Source organism: Streptomyces sp. NPDC007157, from assembly GCF_040634235.1.
Classification (GTDB): domain Bacteria; phylum Actinomycetota; class Actinomycetes; order Streptomycetales; family Streptomycetaceae; genus Streptomyces.
In genome coordinates this window covers 39,220-64,803 of sequence record NZ_JBEYFE010000041.1, presented here as the reverse complement: position 1 = coordinate 64,803, position 25,584 = coordinate 39,220, and the positions used below count along the sequence as shown (strand labels likewise).

General features: G+C 71.5%; 21 protein-coding genes. 9 read left to right on the top strand and 12 right to left on the bottom strand.

All coding sequences use genetic code 11. The features are described from left to right. Positions 1–371 precede the first annotated feature (371 nt). Positions 372–971 carry a hypothetical protein gene (locus ABZ642_RS43085; protein ID WP_360496102.1) on the top strand — a complete coding sequence of 200 codons (600 nt, stop codon included), beginning with the start codon at positions 372–374 and terminating at the stop codon, positions 969–971. A 90-nt stretch (positions 972–1,061) separates the two neighbouring features. Here ABZ642_RS43085 and ABZ642_RS43080 read toward each other — a convergent pair whose 3' ends face one another. After that, the gene (locus ABZ642_RS43080) at positions 1,062–1,751 is read right to left on the bottom strand and encodes a DUF6215 domain-containing protein (RefSeq protein WP_360496099.1); all 690 of its coding nucleotides are present in this window, start codon (positions 1,749–1,751) and stop codon (positions 1,062–1,064) included. A 175-nt stretch (positions 1,752–1,926) separates the two neighbouring features. Between ABZ642_RS43080 and ABZ642_RS43075 the strand changes: the two genes are divergently transcribed. Both ABZ642_RS43075 and ABZ642_RS43070 read left to right on the top strand, forming a co-directional pair. Beyond that, the gene (locus tag ABZ642_RS43075) at positions 1,927–2,631 is read left to right on the top strand and encodes an alpha/beta fold hydrolase (RefSeq protein ID WP_360496096.1); all 705 of its coding nucleotides are present in this window, start codon (positions 1,927–1,929) and stop codon (positions 2,629–2,631) included. Between the two features lie 56 nt (positions 2,632–2,687). Next, positions 2,688–4,631: a cellulase family glycosylhydrolase gene (locus tag ABZ642_RS43070; RefSeq protein WP_360496093.1), complete on the top strand. Its 1,944-nt coding sequence runs from the start codon at positions 2,688–2,690 to the stop codon at positions 4,629–4,631. A gap of 200 nt (positions 4,632–4,831) precedes the next feature. Here ABZ642_RS43070 and ABZ642_RS43065 read toward each other — a convergent pair whose 3' ends face one another. Both ABZ642_RS43065 and ABZ642_RS43060 read right to left on the bottom strand, forming a co-directional pair. Beyond that, complete coding sequence (locus ABZ642_RS43065; protein WP_360496091.1) at positions 4,832–5,689, bottom strand: AfsR/SARP family transcriptional regulator; 858 nt, start codon at positions 5,687–5,689, stop codon at positions 4,832–4,834. A 276-nt stretch (positions 5,690–5,965) separates the two neighbouring features. Continuing rightward, on the bottom strand, positions 5,966–6,943 hold the full coding sequence (locus ABZ642_RS43060) for an EamA family transporter (protein ID WP_360496088.1): 978 nt from the start codon (positions 6,941–6,943) through the stop codon (positions 5,966–5,968). 576 nt (positions 6,944–7,519) lie between these two features. Here ABZ642_RS43060 and ABZ642_RS43055 point away from each other — a divergent pair. Together ABZ642_RS43055 and ABZ642_RS43050 are read left to right on the top strand one after the other, a co-directional pair. Beyond that, the gene (locus ABZ642_RS43055) at positions 7,520–8,791 is read left to right on the top strand and encodes an FAD-dependent oxidoreductase (protein WP_360496086.1); all 1,272 of its coding nucleotides are present in this window, start codon (positions 7,520–7,522) and stop codon (positions 8,789–8,791) included. A 155-nt stretch (positions 8,792–8,946) separates the two neighbouring features. Further along, positions 8,947–10,077: an MFS transporter gene (locus ABZ642_RS43050; protein ID WP_360496114.1), complete on the top strand. Its 1,131-nt coding sequence runs from the start codon at positions 8,947–8,949 to the stop codon at positions 10,075–10,077. Here ABZ642_RS43050 and ABZ642_RS43045 read toward each other — a convergent pair. The 5 genes from ABZ642_RS43045 to ABZ642_RS43025 form a co-directional block, all read right to left on the bottom strand. Next, positions 10,061–10,885 carry an AfsR/SARP family transcriptional regulator gene (locus ABZ642_RS43045; protein WP_360496083.1) on the bottom strand — a complete coding sequence of 275 codons (825 nt, stop codon included), beginning with the start codon at positions 10,883–10,885 and terminating at the stop codon, positions 10,061–10,063. The two genes, ABZ642_RS43050 and ABZ642_RS43045, sit on opposite strands and share 17 nt — an antisense overlap. Positions 10,886–11,008: 123 nt before the next feature. Further along, positions 11,009–11,623 carry a ScbR family autoregulator-binding transcription factor gene (locus tag ABZ642_RS43040; RefSeq protein ID WP_360496080.1) on the bottom strand — a complete coding sequence of 205 codons (615 nt, stop codon included), beginning with the start codon at positions 11,621–11,623 and terminating at the stop codon, positions 11,009–11,011. 215 nt (positions 11,624–11,838) lie between these two features. Beyond that, positions 11,839–12,504 carry a ScbR family autoregulator-binding transcription factor gene (locus tag ABZ642_RS43035; RefSeq protein WP_360496077.1) on the bottom strand — a complete coding sequence of 222 codons (666 nt, stop codon included), beginning with the start codon at positions 12,502–12,504 and terminating at the stop codon, positions 11,839–11,841. A gap of 141 nt (positions 12,505–12,645) precedes the next feature. After that, on the bottom strand, positions 12,646–13,419 hold the full coding sequence (locus tag ABZ642_RS43030; protein WP_360496074.1) for a glucose 1-dehydrogenase: 774 nt from the start codon (positions 13,417–13,419) through the stop codon (positions 12,646–12,648). Continuing rightward, positions 13,416–14,147 carry an HAD family phosphatase gene (locus ABZ642_RS43025; RefSeq protein ID WP_360496071.1) on the bottom strand — a complete coding sequence of 244 codons (732 nt, stop codon included), beginning with the start codon at positions 14,145–14,147 and terminating at the stop codon, positions 13,416–13,418. The genes ABZ642_RS43030 and ABZ642_RS43025 overlap by 4 nt, the downstream gene beginning before the upstream one ends. A gap of 395 nt (positions 14,148–14,542) precedes the next feature. Here ABZ642_RS43025 and ABZ642_RS43020 point away from each other — a divergent pair, with 395 nt between their 5' ends. Continuing rightward, positions 14,543–15,496 (top strand): ScbA/BarX family gamma-butyrolactone biosynthesis protein, encoded by a 954-nt coding sequence (locus tag ABZ642_RS43020; RefSeq protein WP_360496069.1) that lies wholly within the window; start codon positions 14,543–14,545, stop codon positions 15,494–15,496. Between the two features lie 62 nt (positions 15,497–15,558). Here ABZ642_RS43020 and ABZ642_RS43015 read toward each other — a convergent pair whose 3' ends face one another. Next, a complete protein-coding gene (locus tag ABZ642_RS43015; protein WP_360496066.1) occupies positions 15,559–16,128 on the bottom strand; it encodes a lamin tail domain-containing protein in 570 nt (189 codons plus the stop codon). Positions 16,129–16,629: 501 nt separating this feature from the next. Here ABZ642_RS43015 and ABZ642_RS43010 point away from each other — a divergent pair. Then, positions 16,630–17,967, top strand: coding sequence for a jacalin-like lectin (locus ABZ642_RS43010; protein WP_360496063.1), 1,338 nt, complete (start codon positions 16,630–16,632; stop codon positions 17,965–17,967). A gap of 145 nt (positions 17,968–18,112) precedes the next feature. Here the strand turns inward: ABZ642_RS43010 and ABZ642_RS43005 are convergent, their stop codons facing one another. Further along, positions 18,113–18,985 carry a methylenetetrahydrofolate reductase gene (locus ABZ642_RS43005; protein WP_360496061.1) on the bottom strand — a complete coding sequence of 291 codons (873 nt, stop codon included), beginning with the start codon at positions 18,983–18,985 and terminating at the stop codon, positions 18,113–18,115. Positions 18,986–19,449: 464 nt separating this feature from the next. Between ABZ642_RS43005 and ABZ642_RS43000 the strand changes: the two genes are divergently transcribed. Continuing rightward, the gene (locus tag ABZ642_RS43000) at positions 19,450–21,681 is read left to right on the top strand and encodes a nitrate- and nitrite sensing domain-containing protein (RefSeq protein WP_360496058.1); all 2,232 of its coding nucleotides are present in this window, start codon (positions 19,450–19,452) and stop codon (positions 21,679–21,681) included. Positions 21,682–21,696: 15 nt separating this feature from the next. On the opposite strand, the gene ABZ642_RS42995 is transcribed toward ABZ642_RS43000, so the two are convergent. Then, on the bottom strand, positions 21,697–22,875 hold the full coding sequence (locus ABZ642_RS42995) for an AI-2E family transporter (RefSeq protein WP_360496055.1): 1,179 nt from the start codon (positions 22,873–22,875) through the stop codon (positions 21,697–21,699). 107 nt (positions 22,876–22,982) lie between these two features. Beyond that, positions 22,983–23,789: a serine hydrolase gene (locus ABZ642_RS42990; RefSeq protein WP_360496052.1), complete on the bottom strand. Its 807-nt coding sequence runs from the start codon at positions 23,787–23,789 to the stop codon at positions 22,983–22,985. Between the two features lie 238 nt (positions 23,790–24,027). On the opposite strand from ABZ642_RS42990, the gene ABZ642_RS42985 reads away from it, so the two are divergent. Further along, positions 24,028–25,482, top strand: a complete 1,455-nt coding sequence (locus ABZ642_RS42985; RefSeq protein WP_360496049.1) for a cytosine permease — start codon at positions 24,028–24,030, stop codon at positions 25,480–25,482. The last annotated feature ends 102 nt before the right edge of the window (positions 25,483–25,584 follow it).

The window sequence follows — 25,584 nt, the reverse complement described above, 5'->3', positions numbered from 1 at the left end:
CTAGGCTCCATTTCGCGCGCGGCACTCCAAATCCGGGTAACGCGCGATGCGTTGGTGGTCCAAGGAAAGACGCCCCGCTTCCTGTGGGGAGATGCAGGTGCAAGGCCTGCCCGGCGCTCCGTCCGAAGAGCCCCGTCCCCGATCCGTCGGGGGCGGGGCTCTTCGCTTGCGCGGCTCTCGGCGACGGCCGTACACACCCTGACGGGCGAACCTCCCGCCGACACCCGTAAGGAGCCTAGGTGCAGGGCAAAGCGCCTGGTCAGGGAGGACTCGTCGGGACGGCGGGCAGGTTGCGGGCCGGGGCACCGGTTGCGGCGCCCCGCACGGCTTTCCAGGGTGGGCGCAAGGACAGCAGTGTCGAAAGGAACCCCATGCGCGCCCTAGTCTCCCGCGGCCTCCTCGTCTCCCCACTGGTCTGTGCCGCCCTGGTCTTCGGCCCGGCCGCCGCCACCGCTGCCGCCGCCGACGCCGGCCGTGCAGCCTCGGGAACCGGTGTCGCGCACACGGTTCCATGGCCCGGTACCGATGTCGCCACGCTGCTGGACCACATCGAAGCGATGGACACGACGCGGTACGACCGCGCCCTGGCCCCGCTCCTGGACACGCTGCCGAACCTCGCGACGGCGGACGGCACCGGCGTCGACCCGGCCCGGGCCGCCGCCTACGCGAAGGAAGTACGGAAATGGAGCGCCGCGCTCCAGGAGCGGCTGCGGCAGCTGGAAGCCGATGGCACCGACCGCTCGGCGCGGGCGGCCGACCCCGTCGCGGACCTGCTGAACGCCGTCCAGGCCGCCGTCAACAGCCTGCTCGCCTCGCTGACCTCGCTCGACCTCGGCGGAGTGGTGAGCGCCGTCACCGGACTGCTCGGACCCATCCTGGCCGCGGTCACCGGCCTGCTCGGCGCCGTGCCCGCGCTGCCGTCGCTGCCCGCCGCGGGCGCTTCCGCGTCGACGACGACCGTCGCACCGTGAGGAGCTGAACCGGAACCGACCGCGATTCGCGCCGCAGTGCCCGTGGTCCAGGGCGCTGCGGCGAGCCCGTTCGGCACCGGAGCGGTCGGGTCAGTTCCCGTTCCAGCCCGGGACGGTCTGCAAGACCTGCTCCGCGACCCGTTCGAGAGCCGTGTCGTCGGGCAGCACGTCGTCCTGCCGCCAGATCGCGACCTCGAACGTGCCCTTGCCGTCGTCCTTCGCGTGCTTCGAGACCAGGAGGCAGCGCGCCGTGCCGCCGGGGCCCGTGGTCGCCTTCCCGCCGCCGAGGTTGAAGCCGATGGAGATGGTCGGGCTGGAGTAGAGGACGGCCGGATGCCCCGAAACGGTCGTCTTGCGTGCGCCACCCATCAGGTCGCCCACCTCGGCGACGGACAGATCGTCGTAGGACGCCGACAGCTTCACGGAGTACGTCTTCAGGGTCACCGTGGCGTCGGGCGAGGGGATCTTCGTGCCCCCGGCGAGCGTGATCCAGTCACCGCTGCCGCTGGCGGTCTCGGCCTGTTCCTGGGGTGTCCCCAACAGGGCGGGAAGGTCCGGGCGGTTCAGCGCCTTGCACAGCCTTGCGCCCGAGACATAGCGGGCCGGCAGTCGGTCGGTCGACTTCGAGCAGGCCGCCGGTGCGCTGCTCGCGTCCTGCGGGTGGACGAACGCCTTCTGAGCCCACAGGACGCCCACCACGCCCAGGAACACGGCTACCGCAGCGATCGCCTGGACCGCCGGTCTGCCTTCCTTCTCGGGCTCACTGAAACCTTCGGTCATGTCCCCCACCCCCACGGTGCGTCCCCTGTGCGCCCTGGAGCCTAACCGAGGTTCACGGTACTGATGTTCACGGGGATGGCACGGGCCGCTCAGCCCTTCTCGGTGGCTGTGGCTTCCCCCGGCGGTGTTTGATGGCGGCAGCACGCACCGGGCCGGGGAAGCAGAGGTGGACGCGGTGACCGACGGACGGGTCGTCGAGGCGAGTGGCAGCGCACTGGTGGTGCGTCGCGCACCGCGGGACCGGACGCGCGCGGCGGTGCTCGTCCTGCACGGCGGCCAGGAGAAGGGGCTCCGGCCGGCGCGCCCGTGGCAGCCGGCGGCCCTGCGCATGCGCCCCTTCCTGAGCGCGGCCGCGTCGGTCTCCTCGCCCCGCGACGTACTGGTCGGCCAGGTGCGCTACCGGTACCGCGGCTGGAACGACGCCGCCGATCCGCTCCAGGACACCCTGCGCGCCCTCGACGAGCTGCGCGGCCGGGCCGGGGACGTGTCCGTGGTGCTGGTCGGCCACTCGATGGGCGGCCGGGCCGCACTGCGGGCGGCGGCCGACCCCGCGGTACGCGGTGTGCTCGCGCTGGCGCCCTGGTGCCCGCCCGGCGACCCCGTGGACGATCTCACCGGAACGCGGATCGTCGTCCTGCACGGCGACCGTGACCGGGTCACCGAGCCCACCGAGTCGGCCGCGTATGTACGGCAGGCCCGCAAGGCCGGCGCGCAGGCCGGAATGGTGCTGCTCAGGGGCGGGGATCACGCGATGCTCCGCCGCAGCCACGACTGGCACCGGGCCTCGGCCGCCGCCGTCCGCCGGCTGCTGCGTCCCGAACGTGATCTGGAAGGCTGGACGGCCGAGGCATGCGGGGCCGAGGAGCCGCTTCTCCGTTGACGCCCGCACTGATAAATTGCGGCGCCCCCACGCGGCATCCACTCCAAGGACGGCTGATGTCGATCACGAAGTTCGTCAAGCTTGTCACGTACCTGACAGTTACGCTCATGGTTCTCGCCCTGTCCGGCACCACCCCGGCGACCGCCGTACAACGGTCCCCCGCTCCGGCCGCCGCCGCACCGCGGTCGGCCACCGCGGCACCGGCCGCGTCCGCCACCGGCACCTGGCAGCCACCCCTGTCCACCCGGGGCCGCTACATCGTCGACGCCGCCGGGAACCGCTTCCGCCTGAAGGCCGCCAACTGGGACGGCGCCCAGGGGTCCTGGACCGGAAGCGGCAGCATCGCCGACCCCGCCGAACACCACGCCGGCCAGGACTCCTACGGCATCCCCCTGGGCCTGGACCGCGTCTCCCTCCCCCAGCTCCTGTCGGACTTCCAGGCGCTCGGCATCAACAGCGTCCGGCTGCCGTTCTCGAACGAGATGATCCATACGACGACACCGGTACCGGACGCCGCGGTCACCGCGAATCCGCAGCTGCGCGGAGAGACCCCCCTGGAGGTCTACGACGCCGTCGTGGCCGCCCTGACCGGCGCGGGCTTCGCCGTCATCCTCAACAACCACACCAACACCTCCCGTTGGTGCTGCGGCATCGACGGCAACGAGCGGTGGAACAGCAGCCAGTCGACCCAGCAGTGGGCCGACGACTGGGTCTTCATGGCCCGGCGCTACGCGGCCAACTCCCGTGTCGTGGGCGCCGACCTCTACAACGAGGTACGCCGTGACGTCCTCAACGATCCCAACTGGGGGCTCGGCGACGACCACGACTGGTACGCGGCCGCCCAGCTCGCCGCCGACCGCATCCTCACCGAGGCCGACCCGAACCTGCTCATCGTCATCGAGGGCATCAACTGGACCGGGCTTCCGGTGGACGGCCTCCCGCACGACCGCCCCACCCTCACCCCCGCCCGCACCCTCTCCCACACCCTGGTGGACGCCCACAAGCTGGTGTACTCCGCCCACTTCTACGGCTACACCGGCCCCCGGCACAGCGGCGCCACCGGCATCGGCGAGACCAGCGACCCCCGCTACCAGGACCTGACCCGCGACGAGCTGTACCAGGTCCTCGCCGACCAGGCCTTCTTCGTCACCACCGAGGGCAAGCACTACACCGCGCCCGTGTGGATCAGCGAGTTCGGCATCGGTGCCGGCGAGACGGGTACCGCCGGCCGCACCTGGTTCGGCAACATCACCGACTACTTCGCCGACCACGACACCGACTTCGCCTACTGGCCGCTGGTCGGCTGGGAGGGCCACGACGACTGGGCACTGCTGCGCTACGACACCGCCGGGCACCGCTACGGCATCCTCGACGGGGGCGACTGGCGGGCCACGGCCTGGGACCACCTGCTGAACTCCCCCAGCCGCACGGGACACATCGCGCCGGGTACCACCTGGCGGATGCTGGCCACCGACCACGGCGACGCGGTCCAGTCCCTGCGGGTACGGGCGGGCGGCGACTGGGACTCGGGCGCCTACAAGGCGGCCTGCCCCGACGGGCTGCGGCTGATCGGCCTCGCCCACTCCGGTGGACGCGGCCTGTGCACCGACGCGACGACGGGCGATCTGCGGGCCACGGGCAACGCCCAGACGGTCGTCACGGACGAGCGGTACGTCCCGGCGGGCGGCGACTGGGCCTCCGGGTACACCAAACTCCAGTGCCCGGCGGGCCAGTTCGTGATCGGCTACAGCCGTCGCGGGGAGCGGGTGTCGGCGGTGCTGTGCGCGCCCGCGCGCGGCGCGCTGAGCGCGAGCGGGCGGACGGTGTGGTTCGACCGGTCCGACAACCGCCCCGCCGACGGGGCGGGCGACGACTTCGCGTACGGCGCCTACAAGGGCCAGTGTGCCGCCGGCGAGTACATCGCGGGCGTCGCCTTCACCACCCGCATGGGCAGCACGCAGGGTCCCGCCGCCGTGCTGTGCGCGCAGCTGCCGTCCTGACCCCGCCCGTCACCGGCCGCCGCTCCCGTCACCACCTTGGACCGGGCCCGAACGCTCCCGTCGGCCTAGGAGGTCTGGCGGCCGGCCGGGACGTAGCCGTACTCGGTGGCGAGGGACACGGCGGCGGGGGACACGGCGGTGAGGGACTCGCTGTCGCTGACGGGTTCGGTCTGCTGGGTGCTGGCGCAGCCGCGGCCCGCTCAGGGCACGCGCGCCAGTCCGCCGCCGGGGGCCGGCACGGCCAGGTCGTCGTGGTACGCCGGCGAGCCGGGGTTCTCGGCGGTGGCCGTGAGGATGGACTGCTGGAGGCGGCGCAGTCGCGCCGAGGGTTCCAGGCCGAGGTCTCTGACGAGGAGGGTGCGCAGCTGCTGGTAGACCTGGAGTGCCTCGCCGCGCCGGCCGGAGCGGTAGAGGGCGAGCATGAACTGGGCGTGCAGGTTCTCGTGGGAGCGGTAGCGGCTGGTCAGGACGGTGAGTTCGGCGAGCAGTTCGCGGTGCCGGCCGAGCCGCAGGTCGGCCTCGATCCGCTGGTCCAGGGCGCACAACCGGCTCTCCTCCAGCCGCCGCGCCTCCATGGCCAGGTGCGCTCCGGTGTGGACGTCCGCGAAGGGCGGGCCGGTCCACAGGTCCAGCGCCTGCCGCAGGGTGTGGGAGGCGCCCGCGAGGTTCTCGTCTTCCATGGCCCGGCAGCCCAGTTCGCGGAGCCGCTCGAACTCGCGGACGTCGCTGCCGCCGCTCCCGGAGGCCAGCAGGTAGCCGCCCGGCAGGGTGGTGAGGACGTCCTTCGCGGACGGCGCGTCCGCGTCTTCGGGACCGGCGCCCTGGCGCAGGGCCGTCGCGATGTGCTCCCTGAGCTGGAGCACATAGGTCTGCAGGGTGGTGCGGGCGCTGCGCGGTGGGGCGCCCGCCCAGAGTTCCTCGACGAGGGTGGAGACGGGCACCACCTGGTCGGCGCGGAGTGCCAGCAGGGCCAGCACCTGGCGGGGCTTCGGCGCGGTCGGGGCGATGGAGACCCCGTTCTCCCGCACGTTCAGTGCACCCAGCAGCCCGATGTCCACACGCGTCTCCCTGATCCTCTCACCTGACACTCCGCCAGTAGAAAACAGCACAAGCGGTCTGTCAACAGACCGTCGTCGGCCCGCTTTCGGCGGACGGCCGCAGGGGGCCGAACCGCCCCCGAGAAACGCCGAATTGGCTGCTCCACGCCACTTTTCGACAGGCCCCGGGGCGCGGCGACACCGACCGGACGGTCCGGACCGGGCTGGGAGTCGTAGCCGATCCCGGCCCGGATAACAGCCCGAACGAAGCCATTCAGTCGGTTACTTGACCCTTAATCAGGTCAGCGTCCCTCGACCACGGGAGCCGGCGGGAAGGGTGAGGACGACGATCCCCAGTGCCAGCACCGCCAGTCCGCACCAGGAAGCGGCCGGCAGGCGCTCGCCCAGGACCGCGACTCCCAGGACGGCGGCCACCGCGGGCTCGACCAGGGTCAGGGTCGTCGCGATCTGGGCGGTGGTGTGCCGCAGGCCGTATCCGAAGAGGCCGTAGCAGAGGAAGGTGGTGACCGCGCCGAGGTACAGGACGACCAGCGCGCCGCGCGCCGTCATCAGCCACGGCCCGGCGCTCCACAGCAGCACGGGCAGCACGAACAGTGCCGCTCCCCCGAACATCACGCCCATCACCGGGCCGGAGGCGTGGCCGCGGGCGATGAGCTGTCCGCCGACGAGGGCGTACCCGGCGTACGACAGCCCCGCGAGCCCGGCCAGCAGGACGCCGACGGTGTCCACGGAGGCGCCGTCGCCGGCGAGCTCGGGCCCGAGGACGAGCACGGTGCAGCCGAGGACCGCCGCGCCGGTCGCGATCGCCCAGCGAGTGGTGGGCCGGGACTGCCCGGTGAACCGGCCGAGGAGGCCGGCGAAGACGGGCGCGCCCCCGAGTGCGACCACGGTGGCCACGGCGACGCCGGTGCGGGCCACGGCGGGGTAGAAGGTGAGCGGATATCCGGCCACCGCGAGGGCGCCGAGGACCAGCAGCCGGCGTTCGCCGCCGGTGCAGGCCCGGGGCAGGGCACGGGCGCCCGGTGCGGTCAGGAACAGCAGGAGGCCGCCGAGGACCAGGCCGGCGGCGCCGATGGCGGCGGCCGGCGCTCCGGCCGGGGCGGAGGAACTCGCGGTCCCGGTGGTGCCCCACAGCACGGCGGCCGTGAGGATCGGGACCGGCCCGGCGAACACTCCGGCCCGGCGAGGGCGCGGACGCGCGCGGGTGGCGCCGGTGCGGGGCCGGGAGAAGCGGGATGAGGTGTCGTTCGGCACAGTCGTGAACTTCCGTCGTCGAATACCGTCTGCGGACTGGTTTCGGAACGGGCGCACGACACAGGCCCCGGGCGGCCTCGAAGGCAGGCCCGGGAGCATGGATTCGAACCGTCGGCCGGTGCGCCCGTCAGGCGCTGAGCGGCGGCAGAACGACGTGCCAGTAGGTGTTCACACGGCGATGGTATCCGGGCGGTCCGGAAGGCGGTCGCCCTGACCACTCCTCGGGACACCTGCCGGACACGGGGCGTGACGAAGCCGTACGGCAGCGGTCCGGGCGCCGCTGCCACGCCCCTCGGTAGGCGGGCAAAGCCCGGCGTCCGCGGCCACCGATCGAACCTGTCGGGTCTGTGATCACCGGCAGCCCTCCGCCGCACGTCAATGACTTGGCCCGGTCCGCTTGTCGTATGATTCGACCAAGTTTTGGCCAACGTGCGTAGATATCGTTTCCCGGGTCGGCCGCGTGGGACAGACTCACCCGCGGAGGGGGGACGAGCACGGCCGAGTCACGCCGGGCGTGCCATCCCGCAGTGTCGCGTCGCCCAGGGGAGGGCGGCGAACAGACCAGCGGAGGGATCCATGACGCAGTCGCTTCCGGGGCAGCACCCTGCCCAGGAGCAGGCGTTCGCCGGGCGCGGACGGCCACCGGTCGTCGTGATCGGGGCCGGGCCGTACGGACTGTCGGTGGCCGCCCACTTACGGGCGGCGGGAGTGCCGGTCCGCGTCTTCGGCGATGTGATGGGCAGTTGGCGGCATGCCATGGCCACCGGGATGTTCCTGAAATCGACACCGGCGGCGACCGATCTGTCGGCGCCGGAGCCGGGCGGCCGGCTGGCGGACTTCCGGCGCGAGCACGGCGAGCCGGAGCTGACCGAGCTGACCCCGATCCCGTGCGACGTCTTCGTACGGTACGGGCAGTGGTTCCAGAAGCGGTACGTCGGCGGGGTGGAGCCGGCCCGGGTGACGGCCGTCGAGCGGGACCCGTCCGGAGCCGGCTTCGTGGTCCGGGCGGACGACGGGCAGGAGACGGCCGCGTCGGCCGTCGTGGTGGCCACCGGCCTGAACGGACTCGCCCACGTCCCGGACGAGTTGCGGCACCTCGCACCCGAGGGGCCCGGCCCCCGGGCGCCGGTGTCGCACACCAGCCACCACACCGACCTGTCCGCGTACGCGGGCCGGCGGGTGGCGGTCATCGGCGGTGGCCAGTCCGCGCTGGAGAGTGCCGCGCTGCTGCACGAGGCGGGCGCCGAGGCCCAGGTTCTGGTACGTGAGCGGAAGGTGCTGTGGGGCATGACCCCGGACCTGGCCCGGCCCTGGACGCAGCGGCTGACCAAGCCGGCCTCGCCGCTGGGAACGGGCTGGATCCTGGCCGGGGTCTGCGCCGCGCCGGGCGGTGTGCGGTGGTTTCCGGCGGCGGCCCGGCTGCTGCTGTTCCGGCGGGCACTCGGCCCCTCGGGCGGCTGGTGGCTGCGGGAGCGGGTGGTGGGTGTGGTACCGGTGCACACCTCGCGCCGGGTCACCGGTGCGGAGCTCTCCGGTGCGGCGGTGCGCCTGGATGTCGCCGGTCCCGGGGGCGAGCGCGAGTCCCTCACCGTCGACCATGTGCTGGCGGCCACCGGCTACCGGCTGGACCTGGACGCCCTGCCCTTCCTGTCCCCCACGGTGCGTCGCGCCGTGGCGTGCGTACCGGGTTCGAGGGCGCCCGCGCTGCGGGGGACGTTCGAGTCGTCGGTGCCGGGGCTGTACTTCACGGGCTCGCTCGCGGCGCCGATGTTCGGGCCGATGATGCGGTTCGTGGCGGGCACGGAGTTCGCGGCCGGCCGGATCGCCCGGCACATCGGAACCTCCTGAACAGCGGAATTCGGTTGCGGCGGGTCCGCTGAGCCCGGTGAGCTGGTTCCATGGACGGTGCCGTGGAGCAGGTACGACGGGCGGGGGCGGGCGACGACCGCGTGCGCGTGCGGCGACCGGCCCGGTGGCACGGGCCGGCGCTGCTCGGCGCCCTGATGCTCGCCGCCTTCACCTTCAACACCGCCGAGAACCTGCCGGTCGGTCTGCTGGAGGTGATCTCCGCGGGTCTTGGGGTGTCGCTGTCGGCGGTCGGCCTGCTGGTCACCGGTTACGGCCTGACGGTGGCCGTGGCGTCGCTGCCGCTCGCCCATGTCACGCGGGCTGTGCCCCGACGTCATGTGCTCACCGGGCTGCTGGCCGCGCTCGTCGTGTCCGGCGGGGCCGCGGCACTGGCCACCGCGTACTGGCAACTCCTCGTGGCACGGCTGCTGGCCGCGCTCGCCCAGGCGCTGTTCTGGGCGGTACTGGGACCGGTCGCGGTGGGTCTGTTCGCGCCTCGGGTCCGGGGGCGGGTCGTCGGGGCACTGTCCGTCGCCGGTTCGCTCGCCCTCGTCCTCGGAGTGCCCGCCGGGACCTGGCTGGGCCGGCACGGCGACTGGCGGACGCCGGTGGCGGCGCTGACGGTGCCGGGGCTCGTCTCGCTGGTGACGATCGCGGTGCTGCTGCCGACGTCACGCCCGGAGGACGCGCCCGCGGCCTACGGAACCCGCCCCGACAACCGCCGGTTCGTGACGGTGCTGGCGGCCGGGGCGCTGTCCGCCACCGGGGCGTTCGCGGGCTACATCTACATCGTGACGTTCCTGGGCGAGGTGAGCGGGTTCTCGCCGGGCTCGGTCCGTTCGCTGCTGGTGGTCTTCGGGGTGGCGTGTCTGGCGGGTGTGACCGTGACCGGGGCGCTCCTCGACCGCTTCCCGCACGCCGCGCTGACCACCGCCGTGGCCGTCCAGGCGGTGGGCATGCTCGGCCTCTGCTCGGCGGGCGACCGGCCGGTGGCGGCGGTGGTGTTCCTGGTCCTGACGGGCGGTGCGCTCGGGCCGGTGTTCATGGCGGCCCAGAACGCGATGCTGCACTGCGCCCCGGGCCGCACGGACATGGCCCTCGCGGCCAACTCCGGCTTCTACAACGCCGGTATCGCGGCGGGCGCCGCGCTCGGCGGCCTGATCCTGCCGCCGGCCGGGGTACGGTCCGTCTTCCTGGCGGGCGGGCTGCTGACCACCGGCGCCTGCACGCTGCTGCTCGGCGGCCGGTCGCTTGGCGTCGGACGGGGTGTCAGCCGACCTGGGTGAGCGGGCCCGCGGGGTCGGGCGCCTGCGTGTCGTCCTCGGTGGCCGCCAGGACGGACTGGCGTATCTTGCCCAGCACGGCCGAGGGTTCCAGACCGAAGTCGTGCACGAGGGTGGTGCGCAGGCGCTGGTAGGCGGCGAGGGCCTCGCCACGGCGGCCCGAACGGTGCAGCGCGAGCATCAGCTGGCCGCACAGGCTCTCGTGGGTGGGGTGACGGCTGACCAGCACGGTGAGTTCGGCGATCAGCTCGCGATGCCGGCCGAGCCGCAGATCGGCCTCGATACGCCGGTCCAGCGCGCACAGCCGGCTCTCCTCCAGCCCCCTGGTCTCGGCACGCAGGCAGTCTCCGGCAGCGACGTCGGCGAGGGCCGGACCGGTCCACAGGTCGAGCGCGCTGCGCAGCAGCCGGGCGGCCTCGCGATGGTCGCCCGCGTCCATCGCCCGGTACCCGGTCCGGGTGAGCCGCTCGAACTCCCGGACATCACTGGTGCCTTCACCGCTGTCGAGCAGATAGCCGCCGGGTACGGTGCGCAGCACCTGTTTCGGGCCGCGCCCGCCCGCGTCGCCGCCCGCCGCCGCCGACGCCCCTGCGACGAGTTCACGCAGGTGCATGATGTACGTCTGCAGGGTGGGGCGTGCGCTGCGCGGTGGCCGTCGCCCCCAGAGTTCCTCGGTGAGCGTCGCGACGGTCACCGCCCGGTCGGCGTGCAGGGCGAGCAGGGCGAGCACCTGACGCGGCTTGGCTGCGGTCGGGGTGATGGAGACGCCCATCTCGCGCACGTCGAGCGTGCCGAGTATGTCGATGTCCACGCCGTCCCCCTGCCCGTCCGCCACTCGGGTGCTCCGAGGCGAGTCCCGGGCACCCGAGTCAAAAACGGCATGGGCGGTTTGTCAAACCGAACTCCGCCACCTTTGTCGGCTCTTGACCCGCAGTCAGGATTCGGAGAGCGCGGCGCCCGCGAACTCACCGCTGTGTGCGGCCAGTTGAGGAAGGACCAGTGACCAGAACTGCTCGACGTGCTGGGGCGAGATCAGGTCACGGTCGGCCGCGCCGAGCACCTCGAATCCGACCGTCGCGGCGACTATCACGGCGGCGACCCGGTCCGGTGACACCCCCTCGGCCAGCTCGCCCTGATGCTGGGCCCGCACCAGCTGTTCGCACACCCACGCGCGCCACCAGCGCCCGAATCCGGGGCCGTTCTTGCGGGAGGGATCGACGCTCAGCTTGAAGCCCGCGCGGACCACGACATCGGTGGCGACCGTGACCAGCAGTTCCCGGGTGACCGTGATCAGCAGGTGGAGTGCGGAGGCGGCCGACGGGCGCCGGTCCGCGACCATGTGCTCGATGGTTCGCCGGGCCGCGTCCTCCACCTCGACGGCGAGGGCGTCCTTGCTGGGAAAGTGGAAGTGCAGCGCTCCGGCGCTCACTCCGGCCCGCCGGCTGATCGCGGGCAGCGAGGACAGCGCGTAGCCGTCGTCCGCGAAGATCTCGGCCGCGGCATGAACGAGGGCCTGGCGGGTTCGGGCCGCCCGGAGCTGCTTGACCATCGCGATCCCCCTGTTGATCGGGCGAATCCGGAATTGGACGGTCCGATTCCCCCTGGGCCTGCAACATTCCGATTCGAGAACCCTAGCAAACAGCACGATCGGTAGGTTTGCCAGAGTTCGGAGTGTGGGCAGAGGACCCTGATGGCCCCCCGCATCATCGGGAGACCGTGACCCCCTGGACAACGAACCAGGCGGGTGGTTTGGTCCGAGGCGGGTCAGGCCTCGGTCGCCACCAGCGATTCCTGCCGCCGACGCTCGACTTCCTCGACGACCCGGGCGCCCCGGTCGGGGGCGGTGTCCAGCCGGATCAGGGCCGCGGGTGTGGCTATCGCCGGCAGTACGTGGTTGTAGAGGACGGAGATACGGTCGTTGAGATCCGTCCAGTCGGAGACCACTTCGGACATGAACTGGGTTCCGATCCAGGCCCCGAGGAAGCACTCCGCGGTCTCCTGGGGCGTGACGTGCGGCAGCACCTCGCCGCGTTCCTTGGCCTCCACCAGCTTCTCGGTCACCACCTCGGTCCACGCGGGCCAGGCACTGCCGAACAGTGAACGCCCCTGCAGGTCCGCCGACAGCCGTATACCGGCGAGCAGGATGACCTCCTTGGGGATGCGGTGGGCCAGCGTCATGCCGATGTCCACCCACTCCTGGAGCTTCAGCTCGCGCGGTACCCAGTAGTCGTCGCTGATCTGGGCGTTGATCACGCCTCGCGCGAGGGCTTCCTTGGAGTCGAAGTGGAAGTACAGGGCCCCCTTGGTCACTCCGGCCCGCTCGAGGATCTCGGCGATCGTCGCCGCCGTGTATCCGCGCTCGGCGAAGACCGCGGCGGCGGCCTCGACAACAGCACGGCGGGTCCGAATCGCACGCTCCTGACGCGCCATGGGGACCCCTCCTCGGTCAAAACAAAACCGGACGTGACGTACCTTACCCCAATCGGGGGTCGGTATTTCGGCCGCACAGGGCCGATTCCCGGCCGGTCCCGCGTCGGCGCCGGGGCGTCGGCGCGGGCCCTGTCGGGCAGTTCACCAGGCGGTGCGCCCACCGTCCACGGTAAGTGTGGCACCCGTGACGAAGCTCGCCCTGTCACTGCACAGCCAGGCGGCGGCCTCCGCGACCTCCTCGGGGTCGGCGGCGCGGGCCTGCGGGGCCGAGCGGTAGGCACGCGCCTCGTTCTCGGGCGACTTGGCGAACCAGTCGTCGATCATCTCGGAGCGGGTCAGGCCCGGGGCGATGGCGTTCACACGGATGTGGTGCGGGGCGTACTCGACGGCGGCGGCCTTGGTCAGTCCGATCACCGCGTGCTTGGAGGCGATGTAGGGCGCGGCCGTCGAGGAGGCGACCAGGCCGCCCACGCTGCTGGTGTTGACGATCGAGCCACCGCCGGTCTCCAGCATGGCCGTGATCTCGTGGCGCAGGCAGTTCCACACGCCGCGCACGTTGGTCTCGGTGACCCGCTCGTAGTCGGCGTCGTCGATGAGGTGCATCGGGGTCTTCGGCAGCGCGACCCCGGCGTTGTTGAAGGCGGCGTCGAGACGGCCGTAGCGGCCCACGGCGAACTCGACGGTCCGGCGCACCTCTTCTCCGTCGCGCACGTCCAGGGTGCGGTGGCTCGCCTCGGCACCCTCGGCGCGCAGTTCGTCGGCGAGGTCGCGGAGCTTGTCCTCGCGGCGGGCGGTCAGGACGACGGTGGCGCCCTGCCGGGCGAACACCCGGGCGGCGGCCGCGCCGATACCGCTGCTGGCGCCGGTGATGAGGGCGACCCGGCCCGCCAGCGCGGCGCCTTCCGCTGCGGTCACTTGGTCACCTCGGGGGCGGTGGAGAGGGTGTGGGCATCATGCCAGAAGGTGTCGAGCCCGGCCTCCCGGTCGAGGGTGCGCAGGCGCTGTTCGTCGATCTCGGCGAGGCTGCCGACCAGGTGCCGGACGCCGAGTTCGCGCATCAGCTCGCGCTGGAAGCCGTGCTCGAAGGTGCTGGGGTGGCCGACGAACGGCACGTCCAGCTCCTTGGCGTGACCGGCGAAGCGGGCCACGTCGTCGATGAAGAGGACCTGGTGGCGCTCCAAGCCGAAGTGGTCCTCGGCTATCTCGCGGATGCCGGGGCGGAAGTCGTTGGTGCAGATGTAGTGCGGAGTCGTGAACAGGTGCTCCCATGCGCCGAGATGGCGGCGGAAGTGGTCCTCGTCGAGACCGCCGTAGCAGACGACGTCCAGGCCCGCGGCGCGCAGCCGGCGCAGGAGCTCCTCGGCGCCGTCGAGGGGGTGGACGGGATGGACGCGCAGATAGCGCTCGCGTTCGGCGAAGTAGTCGGCGATGGCGTCCTGTTCGCTCACCTCGGCACCGGTCTCCTCCAGCAGCACCCGGGCGGCGGCGAGGCGGGACTGCGAGAAGAGCCGCTGCTCCAGCTCCCGGGTGTACGCGCCGCCGTACTTGAGGACGAGGCGGTGCAGGACGGGACTGAAGCTGTCGTTGAGCAGGACGCCGTCGATGTTGACGGCGGCGAGGCGCAGGGTGCGCAGTGGTTCCATCGGATCTCCCTCTCGCAGGCCGTTCGAACATCATGCAGTGGTGGTCGGAGCCGGGTGCGGCGAGGGTGGGCCGGCGGGCGGCGAACTCCCTCGCGGAGATGGCCGAAAGAGACCGCTGCACAGGTTTTGACGTAGGTGAGCCAGAGCCGTCACCCACCGATAACCGGCCGCCGACATCTGCCAGTTAGTCCGTTTTTCGCCGTGCCTTCGACTTGATTGAGGGCGAAAATACTTGGCCAAACCACCACCGAGCGGAGTCATGCATGGATCGAGTCCAACCACGCTTGGCGAATCCTTTACCTTGTGGCCGACCCGAGAAAACCGGTAGGTCCGTATCTTATAGGCGTCGAACAGAGCTTCAAGCCAACGAAGAGCTTTCCGACGGGGGGTTGTCGATGAGCCTGTCCACCAGTGAGATCGGAGTGGGTCTGCCCGTACTGCCCCGGCTGACCACCACGGTGCCGAAGGAGTACGTCCACCGGGCGTCCCTGGCCGAGGTGTTCCTCACCGGCTGTACCGCGCAGGACGACGGGCTGCGGTTCTCCCTCACCGGACAGTGGCCGCGCGCCCACACCTTCTTCAACAGCGCGGACGGTTCGAGCCACGACCCGCTGCAGGCCGCGGAGACGTTTCGGCAGGCCGGCATGTTCGTGACGCACGCCGAACACGGGGTACCGCTCGGGCATCACTTCGTGCTGTGGTCGCTCAGCTGTCACACCGATCTGGAGCAACTGCGCATCGCCTCCCAGCCGACCGACTTCGAGCTCGAGGTGACGTGCCCGGACACCGCCCCGCACGGCAGGGCGTCCGCGCGCCGGATGGGCATAGGGTTCGCGCTGCGCCGGGACGGCCGGCCCGTGGCGCACGGAGAAGGGCTGTACTCGGTCGTCACGCCGTCCGTCTACGCGCGTCTGCGGGCCAGCCGGCCCGGAAAGCAGGCGACTTCCGCGGACCCGGCGGTCGCGGCCGACCCGATGCCGCCGTCCGCGGTGGGCCGCACCTCCCCCGCCGACGTGGTGCTGACCCCCACGGACGCGCCCGGCCGGTGGCTGCTCACCCCGGACCTGGCCCATCCGATCCTGTTCGACCACGGCGGTGACCATCTGCCCGGCATGGTCCTGCTGGAGGGGGCCCGCCAGGCCGCCTGCGCCCGCCTGGCGCCGCGTGCGCTGATCCCGGCGAGCACGTCCACGACCTTCGACCGCTACGTCGAACTCGACAGTCCCTGTTGGGTGGACGTGACCGAGGTGACCCCCGGGGGCGACGGCACGGTGACCGTGCGGGTCGTCGGCCGGCAGGGCGGCGAGACCGTCTTCACCTCCACCGTGCACGGTCCCGTCGTCGGCTGAAGACACCGCGAAACGGCCGCTGCCGGGCCCCGGTTCGGGACCCGGCAGCGGCCGTCGAGCTGTCAGTGCCGGTGACCGCCGTCGTGCCGGTCGCCGCCGACGTGCCGGTCGCCGCCGACGTGCCGGCCGCCGCCCGCGTGCCGGTCGCCGCCGTCACGGCGGTGGTGCAGACCCCAGGAGGCGGAGTCGACAAAGCGCCCGTGGTCGTTGCGCAGGGTGACGGTGTCGGCGTCGTGGTTCAACACGGACTTGCGGCGGTCCTGGTACAGGTCCTTCGCGGTGTCCCGGCCCTGCCCGGTGTGGACCCGGACCGTGGTACGGCCGGCCAGCCGGTAGTGACGGAAGGTGTAGCTGTGGCCGTCGGCGTCCGACAGTGTCCAGCCGCTCAGGTTCACGTCCCGGCGGGCGGTGTTGGTGACGTCCACCCACTCGCGGTTCAGGGCCCGGCCGGAGAAGACCGCGCGGCCCTGCAGGTCGTGCTGTACGGCGCTGATGACGATGGCGTCGCGGGACGGGTTCGCGGGGTGCGAGGTGGCGGCCGCGGCGGGCAGGGTCACGGCGCCCACCAGAGCGGCCGCGACGGCGGTGACGGAACCGACACGACGCGCGGTCGCGAAGACGGAAACGGACACGAGGTCCCCCTTTACGGGGTTGGCACACCCCTGCGCGGGCGGCGCGAAGCCGCGGTCCGCGAGGGGGTGTGTGGTGCGGTGCGACGGCCGGGCGGCCGCGCAGTCACACATTGCAGCGGGGCGGCGGGAGGTGTGGGTCACACACCATGCCCATTACCGATCTATCACTTTGCTATGACTCTCGACTGTAACGTCCATTTATCAAGTGAATGAACCGATTTGCTCCGCCCTGGAGCCCAGGAGCCGTGCAAACGCTGGGCCCAGGGCATCTCCGTGACCCCACGGGCGGCCCAGCGAACTGGGCCCGCTCACCCGAAAGTGAGTAACAGTCAGCGGCCGATCGAACCGCCGCCAGGAGACGATCTTCTGGTCGTCACGGGGAATTCCTCGATTGGTCGGCCGCGACAGTGGTCCGGAGAAAGCGTTTGCCACTACGTTTTGGCTTGCCTTTTGGCATGCACACATCCTCCCAGCGCACCCCTCCCCGTAGGAGACACCCCCATGCGCAGACTCGTTGCCTGCCTGGCGGCCGCGGTCGCCGCCCTCGGCGGGCTCACGGCGACGGCCACTCCGGCCGCGGCGGCCGGCTCGGGCTCGTTCAGCGTGCTCACGTACAACGTCGCCGGGCTTCCGGAGTCGCTGTCGAGCGCATCCACACCGCGCGACACCAGCACCACCGAGATCGGCCGGCGGATCGCGCCGTACGACATCGTCAACGTCCAGGAGGACTTCAACTACCACGCGTACCTGTACTCCACGGACACCCACCCGTACCGCACCGCGACCAGCGGCGGCGCGGGTATCGGCAGCGGGCTCAACACCGTCTCCGACTACGCCTGGGACGGCGACGACTTCGAACGCGTCGGCTGGAACTCCTGCCAGCTCGACTCGGGTGACTGCCTGACCCCCAAGGGCTTCACCTTCATGCGCGAGCGGCTCGCCGAGGGCGTCTACGTCGACTTCTACAACCTGCACACCAACGCGGGTACGAACGACGGCGACGAGGCCTCCCGGGCCGACAACCTCAGCCAGCTGACGTCGTTCATCAGCACCCACTCGGCCGGGAACGCCGTCGTGGTCATGGGTGACACCAACACCCGTTACACCCGCACCGCCGACACCATCGCGGAGTTCGCCTCCGACAACGGGCTGACCGACGCCTGGGTCCAGCTGATCCGTGGCGGCAGCGCGCCCGCCAAGGGCAGCGACACCCTGCTCTGCGACCAGACCGGGGCCACCGTGCCCAACACCTGCGAGGTCGTCGACAAGGTCCTCTACCGCAGCAGCAAGCTGGTCACGCTGAACGCGACCTCGTACAACAACGAGCACGCCAAGTTCCTCAACGACGACGGCCTGATGCTCTCCGACCACGACCCGATCACGGTCGGCTTCTCCTGGTCGCAGAACCCGGACTTCCAGCTCAGCGACCAGTTCGGCGGTCCGCACGGCGACTACTACCAGGACCTTCCGAGCGTCCCGGCCGCCGCCCGCGCCACCGGCATATCGTTGCGTTCCGGCTCCCGCGTCGACCAGGTCGGCATCACCCTGGCCAACGGCACCAGCCTGACCCACGGCGGCACCGGCGGCACGGCGTCCTCGCTGACGCTGGGCAGCGGCGAGTACGTGACCACGGCGTACGTGTGCGAGGGCAAGTACAACAACACCACCCGCATCTTCTACGCCAGGTTCACCACCAACCTGGGCAACGCCCTCGCCGGCGGTACGACGACCTCGGACTGCGTGACCCGCACCGCGCCGTCGGGCTGGCAGATCGCCGGCTTCCACGGCCGCTCCGGTGACGAGCTCGACAAGGTCGGCTTCATCTACACCAAGCGCTGACCGCGCCCGGCCGGCGGACGCACGAACGGTTCGCCGGCCGGCCGTACGAGGCGGATCGGCTTCAGGAGGCCTTACGTCCGGGGCGGACCCGGCGGCCGGTTCGGCTGTCTGTCCTTTGGGGACCGCCCCGCTCCTCGGCCGAGGCTCATACGTGGTGGTCCTTCCGGAACCGGGTGATCCACTCGGAGGTGGCCCGCAGCCCGCCGAACGTATAGAAGTGGATCTTCACCTCGCCGTGCCGGTCCGGGTCGTAGCCCTCGGCCAGGGCGTGCAGGAATCTGTCCGGGCCCGCGGTGCCCATCAGGTTGGTGAGCGAGAAGCCGTACTTCTTGGCGATGGCGGTGCTGGTGCCGACGCCGAACCGGGCCGCGTAGGCCATCAGGCGGCGCACGCCGGCCGGGCCGGGGACGCCGATGCGGACCGGGAGCGCGATGCCCTCGTCCCGGACCCGCTCGACCCAGGCGAGGACGGGATCGACGTCGAAGCCGAACTGGGTGATGACGCCGCCGTCCAGGCCCCGCGCGGCGAGCGCGGCACTCTTGTCGCGCAGCGCGGACCACAGGACGTCACCGGGTATGGCGGGGTGGCCCTCCGGGTAGCCGCTGATGCCGACGTGCCGTACGCCGTACTCCTGGAGCAGGCCGGACTCGATCAGCGACAGCGAGTCGGTGTAGGGGCCCTCGGGGCGGGCCGGGTCGCCGCCGACGGCGAAGACGTTGTCGCATGTGCCGTCGGTGCGCAGGCCGGTGAGGAACTGCTCGAAGTCGGCGCGGGAGCCGAGCCGCCGGGCGGAGAAGTGCGGCACGGGCACGAAGCCGAGTCGCCTGACCGCGCGCGCCGCGTCCAGCCGCATCCGCAGGTCCTCGTTGCCGAGGAAGGTGACGTTGATGCGGGTGCCCTGCGGGATGGTGTCGCGGGCCTCCTCCAGCCCGGGGACGTCCTTGCCGGTCATCTCCAGGGAGAAGTCCTCCAGCAGTGCGGTGCGCACCGCAGCCGAGGCCGTGTCGAGGGTGGTCATCGTGCTCCTTGCCGAACGTGAAGCTCCGATTTTCGAACATCGAGGATCGGGGGTCGCATCCGGGAGTCCGTCTCAGGCGTCGCGGCGGTGCCGGGCGTGGCGTGCGCGGGGGCGATCAGGGCCCGGACCGCAGCTGTACCGCTGCCCGGGCGGTCCGCCAGGAGGAACCCGTGAAGCCGGAGCGGCACGCACGGACCGCCGTCCGCGGCATCATCCCCGCCGCGCTTTCGCCGGGGGCAAGCGCTCACTGTTCGTTCCACCGGAGGGCAACCGGCGTGTGGTGGAGGCGCCCGGTGGTCCGTGCGTTGACCACGGATGGTTTTGATTGAGCTTTGTGCCACTTCGCTGGAAACCGCTTCACAGAAACACCCGTCACAGCCGATCGCTGGGTGTTAGAACTTGGCCACAGAACGTCGGGCTGTGAACGGCCCTGCGCACCCTCCCCGTTGTGAAGTGGAACGACCTTGCCCAAGTCCAGACCTCTGACCGGCAACTGGCGCGTCGCCAGACGCCTCCAGGCCATTCTGCTCATCCCTGTCCTGGTCGCTCTCGGTCTCGGCGGTGTCCGGGTGAAGAACTCGGTCGACACCCTGCGGGACGCCGACGACGCGGTGCGCGTGGCGGAGTTGGTGCGGACGGCGAACGCCTACGCCAGTGACGCGATCAACGAACGGGACGTGTCTGTCATCCCGCTGCTGGAGGGCGAGCGGAACGCCCCGGCGGTGGCGGCGGCGCGCAAGGTGACCGACGCGGACGCCGAGGCGTTCGACCGGGCGGTGGCCCGCGCGCCCAGGACCGCGGGCCTCAACAGGCGGATCGAGCTGGTCCGGGCGGGCGAGAAGCAGTTGGCCGCGGTGCGGGCCGACGCGTTCACCGCCCGGCTGACGGGGGTGCAGACCGAGGAGAGCTATCACGCCGTCCAGCACCCGCTGATGGAGCTCTCCAACGAACTGGGTTTCGGGAGCAACAACCAGGCCAGCTTCGGCCGCACCCTCTACGCCATCTCGCTGACCCAGGCGGCCGAGTCCCTGATCCGTTCCATCGGCACGCATCTGCTGGTCGAGGACCGCACCGCCCTCGGGGAGGGCGAACTGCCGACCCAGCTGGGCTCGTTCAGCTCGTACGCCTACCTGGAGCAGGTGGCGCTCCAGGAGTACGCGGGCGCCGGCACCGCGCAGGACATGACCAGGCTGCGGGCCGCCTTCGCGGACGCCGAGAAGAAGGGCGCTGACCAGACCGCGAAGGCGGCCGAGGAGGCCAAGGCGGCCGGGCGGACGTTCGTGGCGCCGCCGAAGCTCGCGAAGATGATCAGCGAGATCGCCGGCGGGAAGCCGACCGAGGAGCTGGCCGCCGAGGGCATCACACCCGAGTCGTTCTTCGCCGCGTCCACTCTGGCCTTCGACGCCTGCCGGGGCATCGAGGTCCACCTCACCGACACGGCGCTCGCCGATGCCCGGAGCGTCGCCGCCGAGGCGAAGCGGAACGCGATCACCAACGGCTCGCTCGCGCTCGGCGCCGTCCTCGCGGCGCTGCTGCTCGCGGCCTGGGTGGCCCGTTCGATGAGCCGGGGCATGCGCCGGCTGAGCGCCTCGGCGATGGAGATCGCCGAGCAGCGGCTGCCGGCGGTGATCGCCCAGCTGTCCCAGGCCGTGCCCGGCCAGGTGGACACCAGGGTCACGCCGATCCCGATCACCACCACGGACGAGATCGGCGAGGTGGCCCGGGCCTTCGACCATGTGCACCGGGAGGCGGTCCGGCTCGCCGCCGAACAGGCCCTGCTGCGGGGCAACATCAACACGGTCTTCACCAACCTCTCGAGCCGCAACCAGTCGCTGGTCGAGCGCCAGCTGGCCCTGATCACCGAACTGGAGGGGCACGAGGCCGACCCCGAGCAGCTGGCGAACCTGTTCAAGCTGGACCACCTGGCCACGCGGGTGCGGCGCAACGGCGAGAACCTCCTGGTGCTCGGCGGTGAGCGGCCCACCCAGCAGTGGGACCACCCGCTCCCCCTGGTGGACGTCATCCGGGCGGCGGCCTCCGAGGTGGAGCAGTACGAGCGGATCGAGCTGTCGGGCGTCCCGGAGACCGAGATCCACGGCCGTGCCGTCACCGACCTGGTGCATCTGCTGGCCGAATTGCTGGAGAACGCCACCGCGTTCTCCTCGCCGCGCTCGACGGTCCGGGTCACGGCGACCCGGCTGCCCGACACCCAGATCATGATCGAGATCCATGACCAGGGCATCGGTCTGATGTCCGAGGACTTCGCACTGATCAACCACAAGCTGGCGAACCCGCCGACCGCCGACGCCGGCGTCTACCAGCACATGGGCCTGTTCGTGGTCGGCAGGCTGGCCGACCGGCACGGCGTCCGCGTCCAGCTGCGGCCGTCCGCCGGGGAGTCCGGTACGACCTCGCTGGTGATGCTGCCGGGCACGGTCCTGTGGCGGGACGGCGCGCAGTCCGACGCCGACACGCTGGCCCTGGCCGCGGTCAGGACGCGCGCCAGGCCCGACCTCGACATCGAGGCGCTGCTCGCGGAGGGGTCCGCCGACCCGTTCGGCGCCCACGAGGCGTGGGGCGACGGCATCCCGGCGCCCTCCCCCGCCGCGCCGTCCGGGGCGCCCGCCCCGCCCGCCCCGTCCGGAAGGTCCCGCCGGGCCCCCAGGCGCACCCGCCGCCCCGCCAAGGACGGCTGAGCCCCGGAAGCGGGGTCAGGGCGGTGGTGCGGGCCGCAGGGCCCGCACCACCGCCCAGACCACGGAGACGAACGGCACGGCCACGACGGCGCCGATCACCCCCGCGACGATGCTGCCCGCGATGACGGAGACGGCGACGACGAGGGGGTGCAGGCGCACCGCCCAGCTCATCACCAGGGGGTGCAGTACATGTCCCTCCAGTTGGCCGATGACGACGATGAGCACGAGGACGCCGACGGCGGTGAGCGGCCCGCGCCCGGCCAGCGCCACCACGGTGGCCACGCCCAGGGCGATCGGTGAGCCGACCAGCGGGACGAACGCGGCGAAGAACTCAAGCAGGGTCAGCGGCAGCGCGAGCGGCACCCGCAGCACCAGCAGGGCGATGCCGACGAGTACGGCGTTGACGGCGGCCACGATGATGATGCCCCGGGTGTACCCGGCGAACGTCCGCCAGGCGGCGCGCCCCGCCCGGTCCCATGCGCTCCGGGCGCCTACGGGCAGGAGCTCGCGACTGGTCCAGGCCCACAGCCGTTCGCCGGAATTGATGAAGAAGACGGAGGAGAAGAGCGCGAGCGCGCCCCCGGCGACCACTTCGACGAGGGTGCCCAGGCCGCTGAGCGCCCTGCTGGCCAGGTTGGAGCGGTTGGCCTGGATGTAGTTCACGATCTGCTGCTGGAGATGCGACAGGGCGCCGGGGCCGAGCCGGAAGGGCGGACGCTGGAGCCAGACCTCGATGCGGTGGATGCCGCCGCGGAACTCGTCGGCCAGCGTCGCCGACTCCTGGGCGACCGCGTTGCCCACCAGGGCCAGCAGCCCCAAGAACACACAGATGCTGCCGACCAGGCTCACGGCCACGGACAGGGGCCTGGGGAGCAGTCGGCTCAGCAGGTCGGTGAACGGGCGCAGCACCGAGGTGACGACCAGGCCCAGGAACAGGGCGACGGCGATCAGCTGGAAGCGGCCCAGGACGATGAAGACGCCGTAGACGACGATGCCGAGCACGATGAGCCGCCAGGCGTAGGCGGCGGCGATCCGCAGGGCGGGGACGACGACCGCGCTGACGGAGGCGGAGGCACGCGGATCCCGGGCGCGCTTGGGGATCCACACCGGGCGGGCGGACCGGGTGCCCTGCCCCGCGCCCCGCGCTCGGCGCGCCGGGCCCCGCCCGGCCGCCGGCCCGCCCGCACCCGCCACCGCGCCTCCCGTTGCCGGCCTCCGTCACCTCGGGTGCGCGTAAGGGCACCTCTAGTGCACGTTAGGGGCGATTCGGGCGGCGGGCGGGGTGTGCTGGGCCAAGGGGGTCAAGGTGCCGCCGTCGTGGTGACGGCCGTACGGGCGGCTCGTTCGACCAGTTTCACGCCGTCCGGCATGGACGCGTTGCCGTTGGAGAGGACCGCGACGAGGTAGTGGTGACCGCCGGCCGTGACACGTCCGACGCTGTTGATGTCCCACAGGTCGGTGGTGGTGCGCATGAGCCAGCCGTTCTTCAGCGCCCACCCGGAGTCGGCGGCGGCCGAGACGCCCCAGGACTGGTCGGCGGCGATCTCGGTCATCAGGGTGCCGATACGTCCTCGGGAGGCCGTGTCGAGCGGGGTCGGGCCGGAGCCGAAGACCGCGCGCAGCAGTCGTATCTGGTCGCCTGCCGTGGTCCGGGTGAGCCCCCAGCGGCCCGCGGTACCGGGCGTGGTCGAGGTCAGTCCCAGCCGCTTGTTCGCCGACGCCAGGCCGGGGGCGCCGCCGATGGAGTGCCACAGGGCGTTGGCCGCGTCGTTGTCGCTGTCCCGGATCATCACGTCCGCCAGCGCGCTCTCCCGCGCGGTGAGGGCGCGCCGGTGGTCACGCGCATGGAGCAGCAGCGAGGCGAGAATGTCGACCTTGACGATGCTCGCCGTGTCGTACGGCGTGTCGTCGCCGTAGACCACGGGTTCCCGGCCGCTGCCGTCCAGGTCGAGGACGGCGGCGGTCACGCGCGCCTCGGCCGGTGCCTGTACGGCCGTACGGAACGTGGAGCTGGAGCTGGGGGCGGCACCTGCCGCCAGGGCCGCCGGTGCGGCGCCGGCCAGAAGGGTCACCACCGTGGCCACGACGGCGAGGGGGCGGTTGAGCATGCGGGGCCTCGGCAGTTCAGGTCGGAGGGACACAGAACTGCGAACATAGACAAAATGCCCGGTCGGCGACGTGACCACCGCCACGAAAAGGGCGGTTCCGGGCAAATTGTGAGCAGAGCAACAGGGCCGCAGGGAGGCAGGTGTTCCGGGAGACGGAACACGGATTCCGTAGGCCTCATCCGGGCCTTTCCGGGGGAAGAATGTGACCAGAGTGACGGACCGACCCCTGGGAGGTGCCATGAGCACATCGGCGGAACCGCGGGTGAGTGGTCTGGAGGTCCGGTCCATCGACTACGTGCCGCTGGACGAGCGGCACGGCAAGCTGTGGCATCTGGGTCCGCTGTGGTTCATGTCGAACGCGCAGATCGCCACCCTGGCCGTGGGGCTGATCAGCATCACGGAGGGCGGCAATCTGATCTGGTCGCTGCTGGCGATCGTCGCGGGCACCGTGATCGGCACCTTCTTCATGGCCTTCCACTCGGCTCAGGGGCCGCAGCTGGGACTGCCGCAGATGATCCAGTCGCGGCCCCAGTTCGGATATGTCGGGGCGCTGCTGGTGTGGCTGTTCGCGTATGTGCAGTACGCGGGGTTCAACGTGTTCAACACCAGCCTGGCCGGTGAGGCGCTGGACTCCACCATCCACGGCGGCGTGAAGCTGTGGGTGATCGTGGTCACCGTGGTCGCGTTCGTCATCGCGCTGGTGGGCTACGACATCATCCACAAGGCCGAGCGGTTCCTGACCTACGCCTTCCTCGTCATCTTCGGGATCTTCACCGTCGGTGTCCTGGTCACCCTGCACTACCCGGCCGGCTCGTTCGACCTCGGCGCCTTCAAGTGGACGCCGTTCCTGGCCCAGTTCGGCGTGGTCGCCGGATACCAGATCAGCTGGGCCATCTACGTCTCGGACTACTCGCGCTACCTGCCGCCGGACGTGACGGTCCGCAAGACGTTCTACTGGACGTACTTCGGTTCGGCGCTCGGCGGTATCTGGCTGATGGTGCTCGGGACGCTGCTGGCCGCCTGGGCGGGCGACAGCTTCGACACGATCCCCTCGATCAACGCCGCCGGCGACAAGGTCTTCGACGGCTTCGGCGCGATCGTTCTGCTGTTCGCCGCCCTGGGCCTGATCTCCGTCACCGCGCTGAACATGTACGGCGGTTCACTGACGCTGATCAGCGCCATCGACTCGTTCAAGCGGGTGCGGCCGACGCTGGGCGTGCGTCTGATCACCATCGGTGTGACCGCGGCGCTCTCCCTGATCGGCGCGCTGGCGGCGACCTCGAACTTCCTGACGAACTTCAACAACTTCCTGCTGCTGGTGCTCTACCTGTTCATCCCGTGGACCTCGGTCAACCTGATGGACTACTACGTGGTGCGCCGCGGCCACTACGCGATCGCCGAGATCTTCAAGCCGAACGGCATCTACGGCCGTTGGGGATGGCAGGGGATCATCTCCTACCTCGTCGGGTTCGCGGTCATGATCCCGTTCTTCTCCGTCGGCACGCTCTTCGTCGGCCCCGCCGCCAAGGCCCTAGACGGCGCCGACATCTCGCTGTTCGTCGGGCTGCCGGTCTCGGCGCTGCTGTACTGGTGGCTGACTCGCTCGATCGACGTCGAGGCGGAGACCCGCATCGCCGAGGCGGAGGCCGCGGCCCTGGAGCAGGCGGCGCACGAGCACCGCGAGCCCTTCTAGCCGGGAGGCGTCACAGCCGGCCTTCCTCCAGGACGCGGACGAGGATCTCACCCCACCCCAGTCCCCGGGGGGCTTCGCCGCCGGCCTGCGGGACTGGGAGTT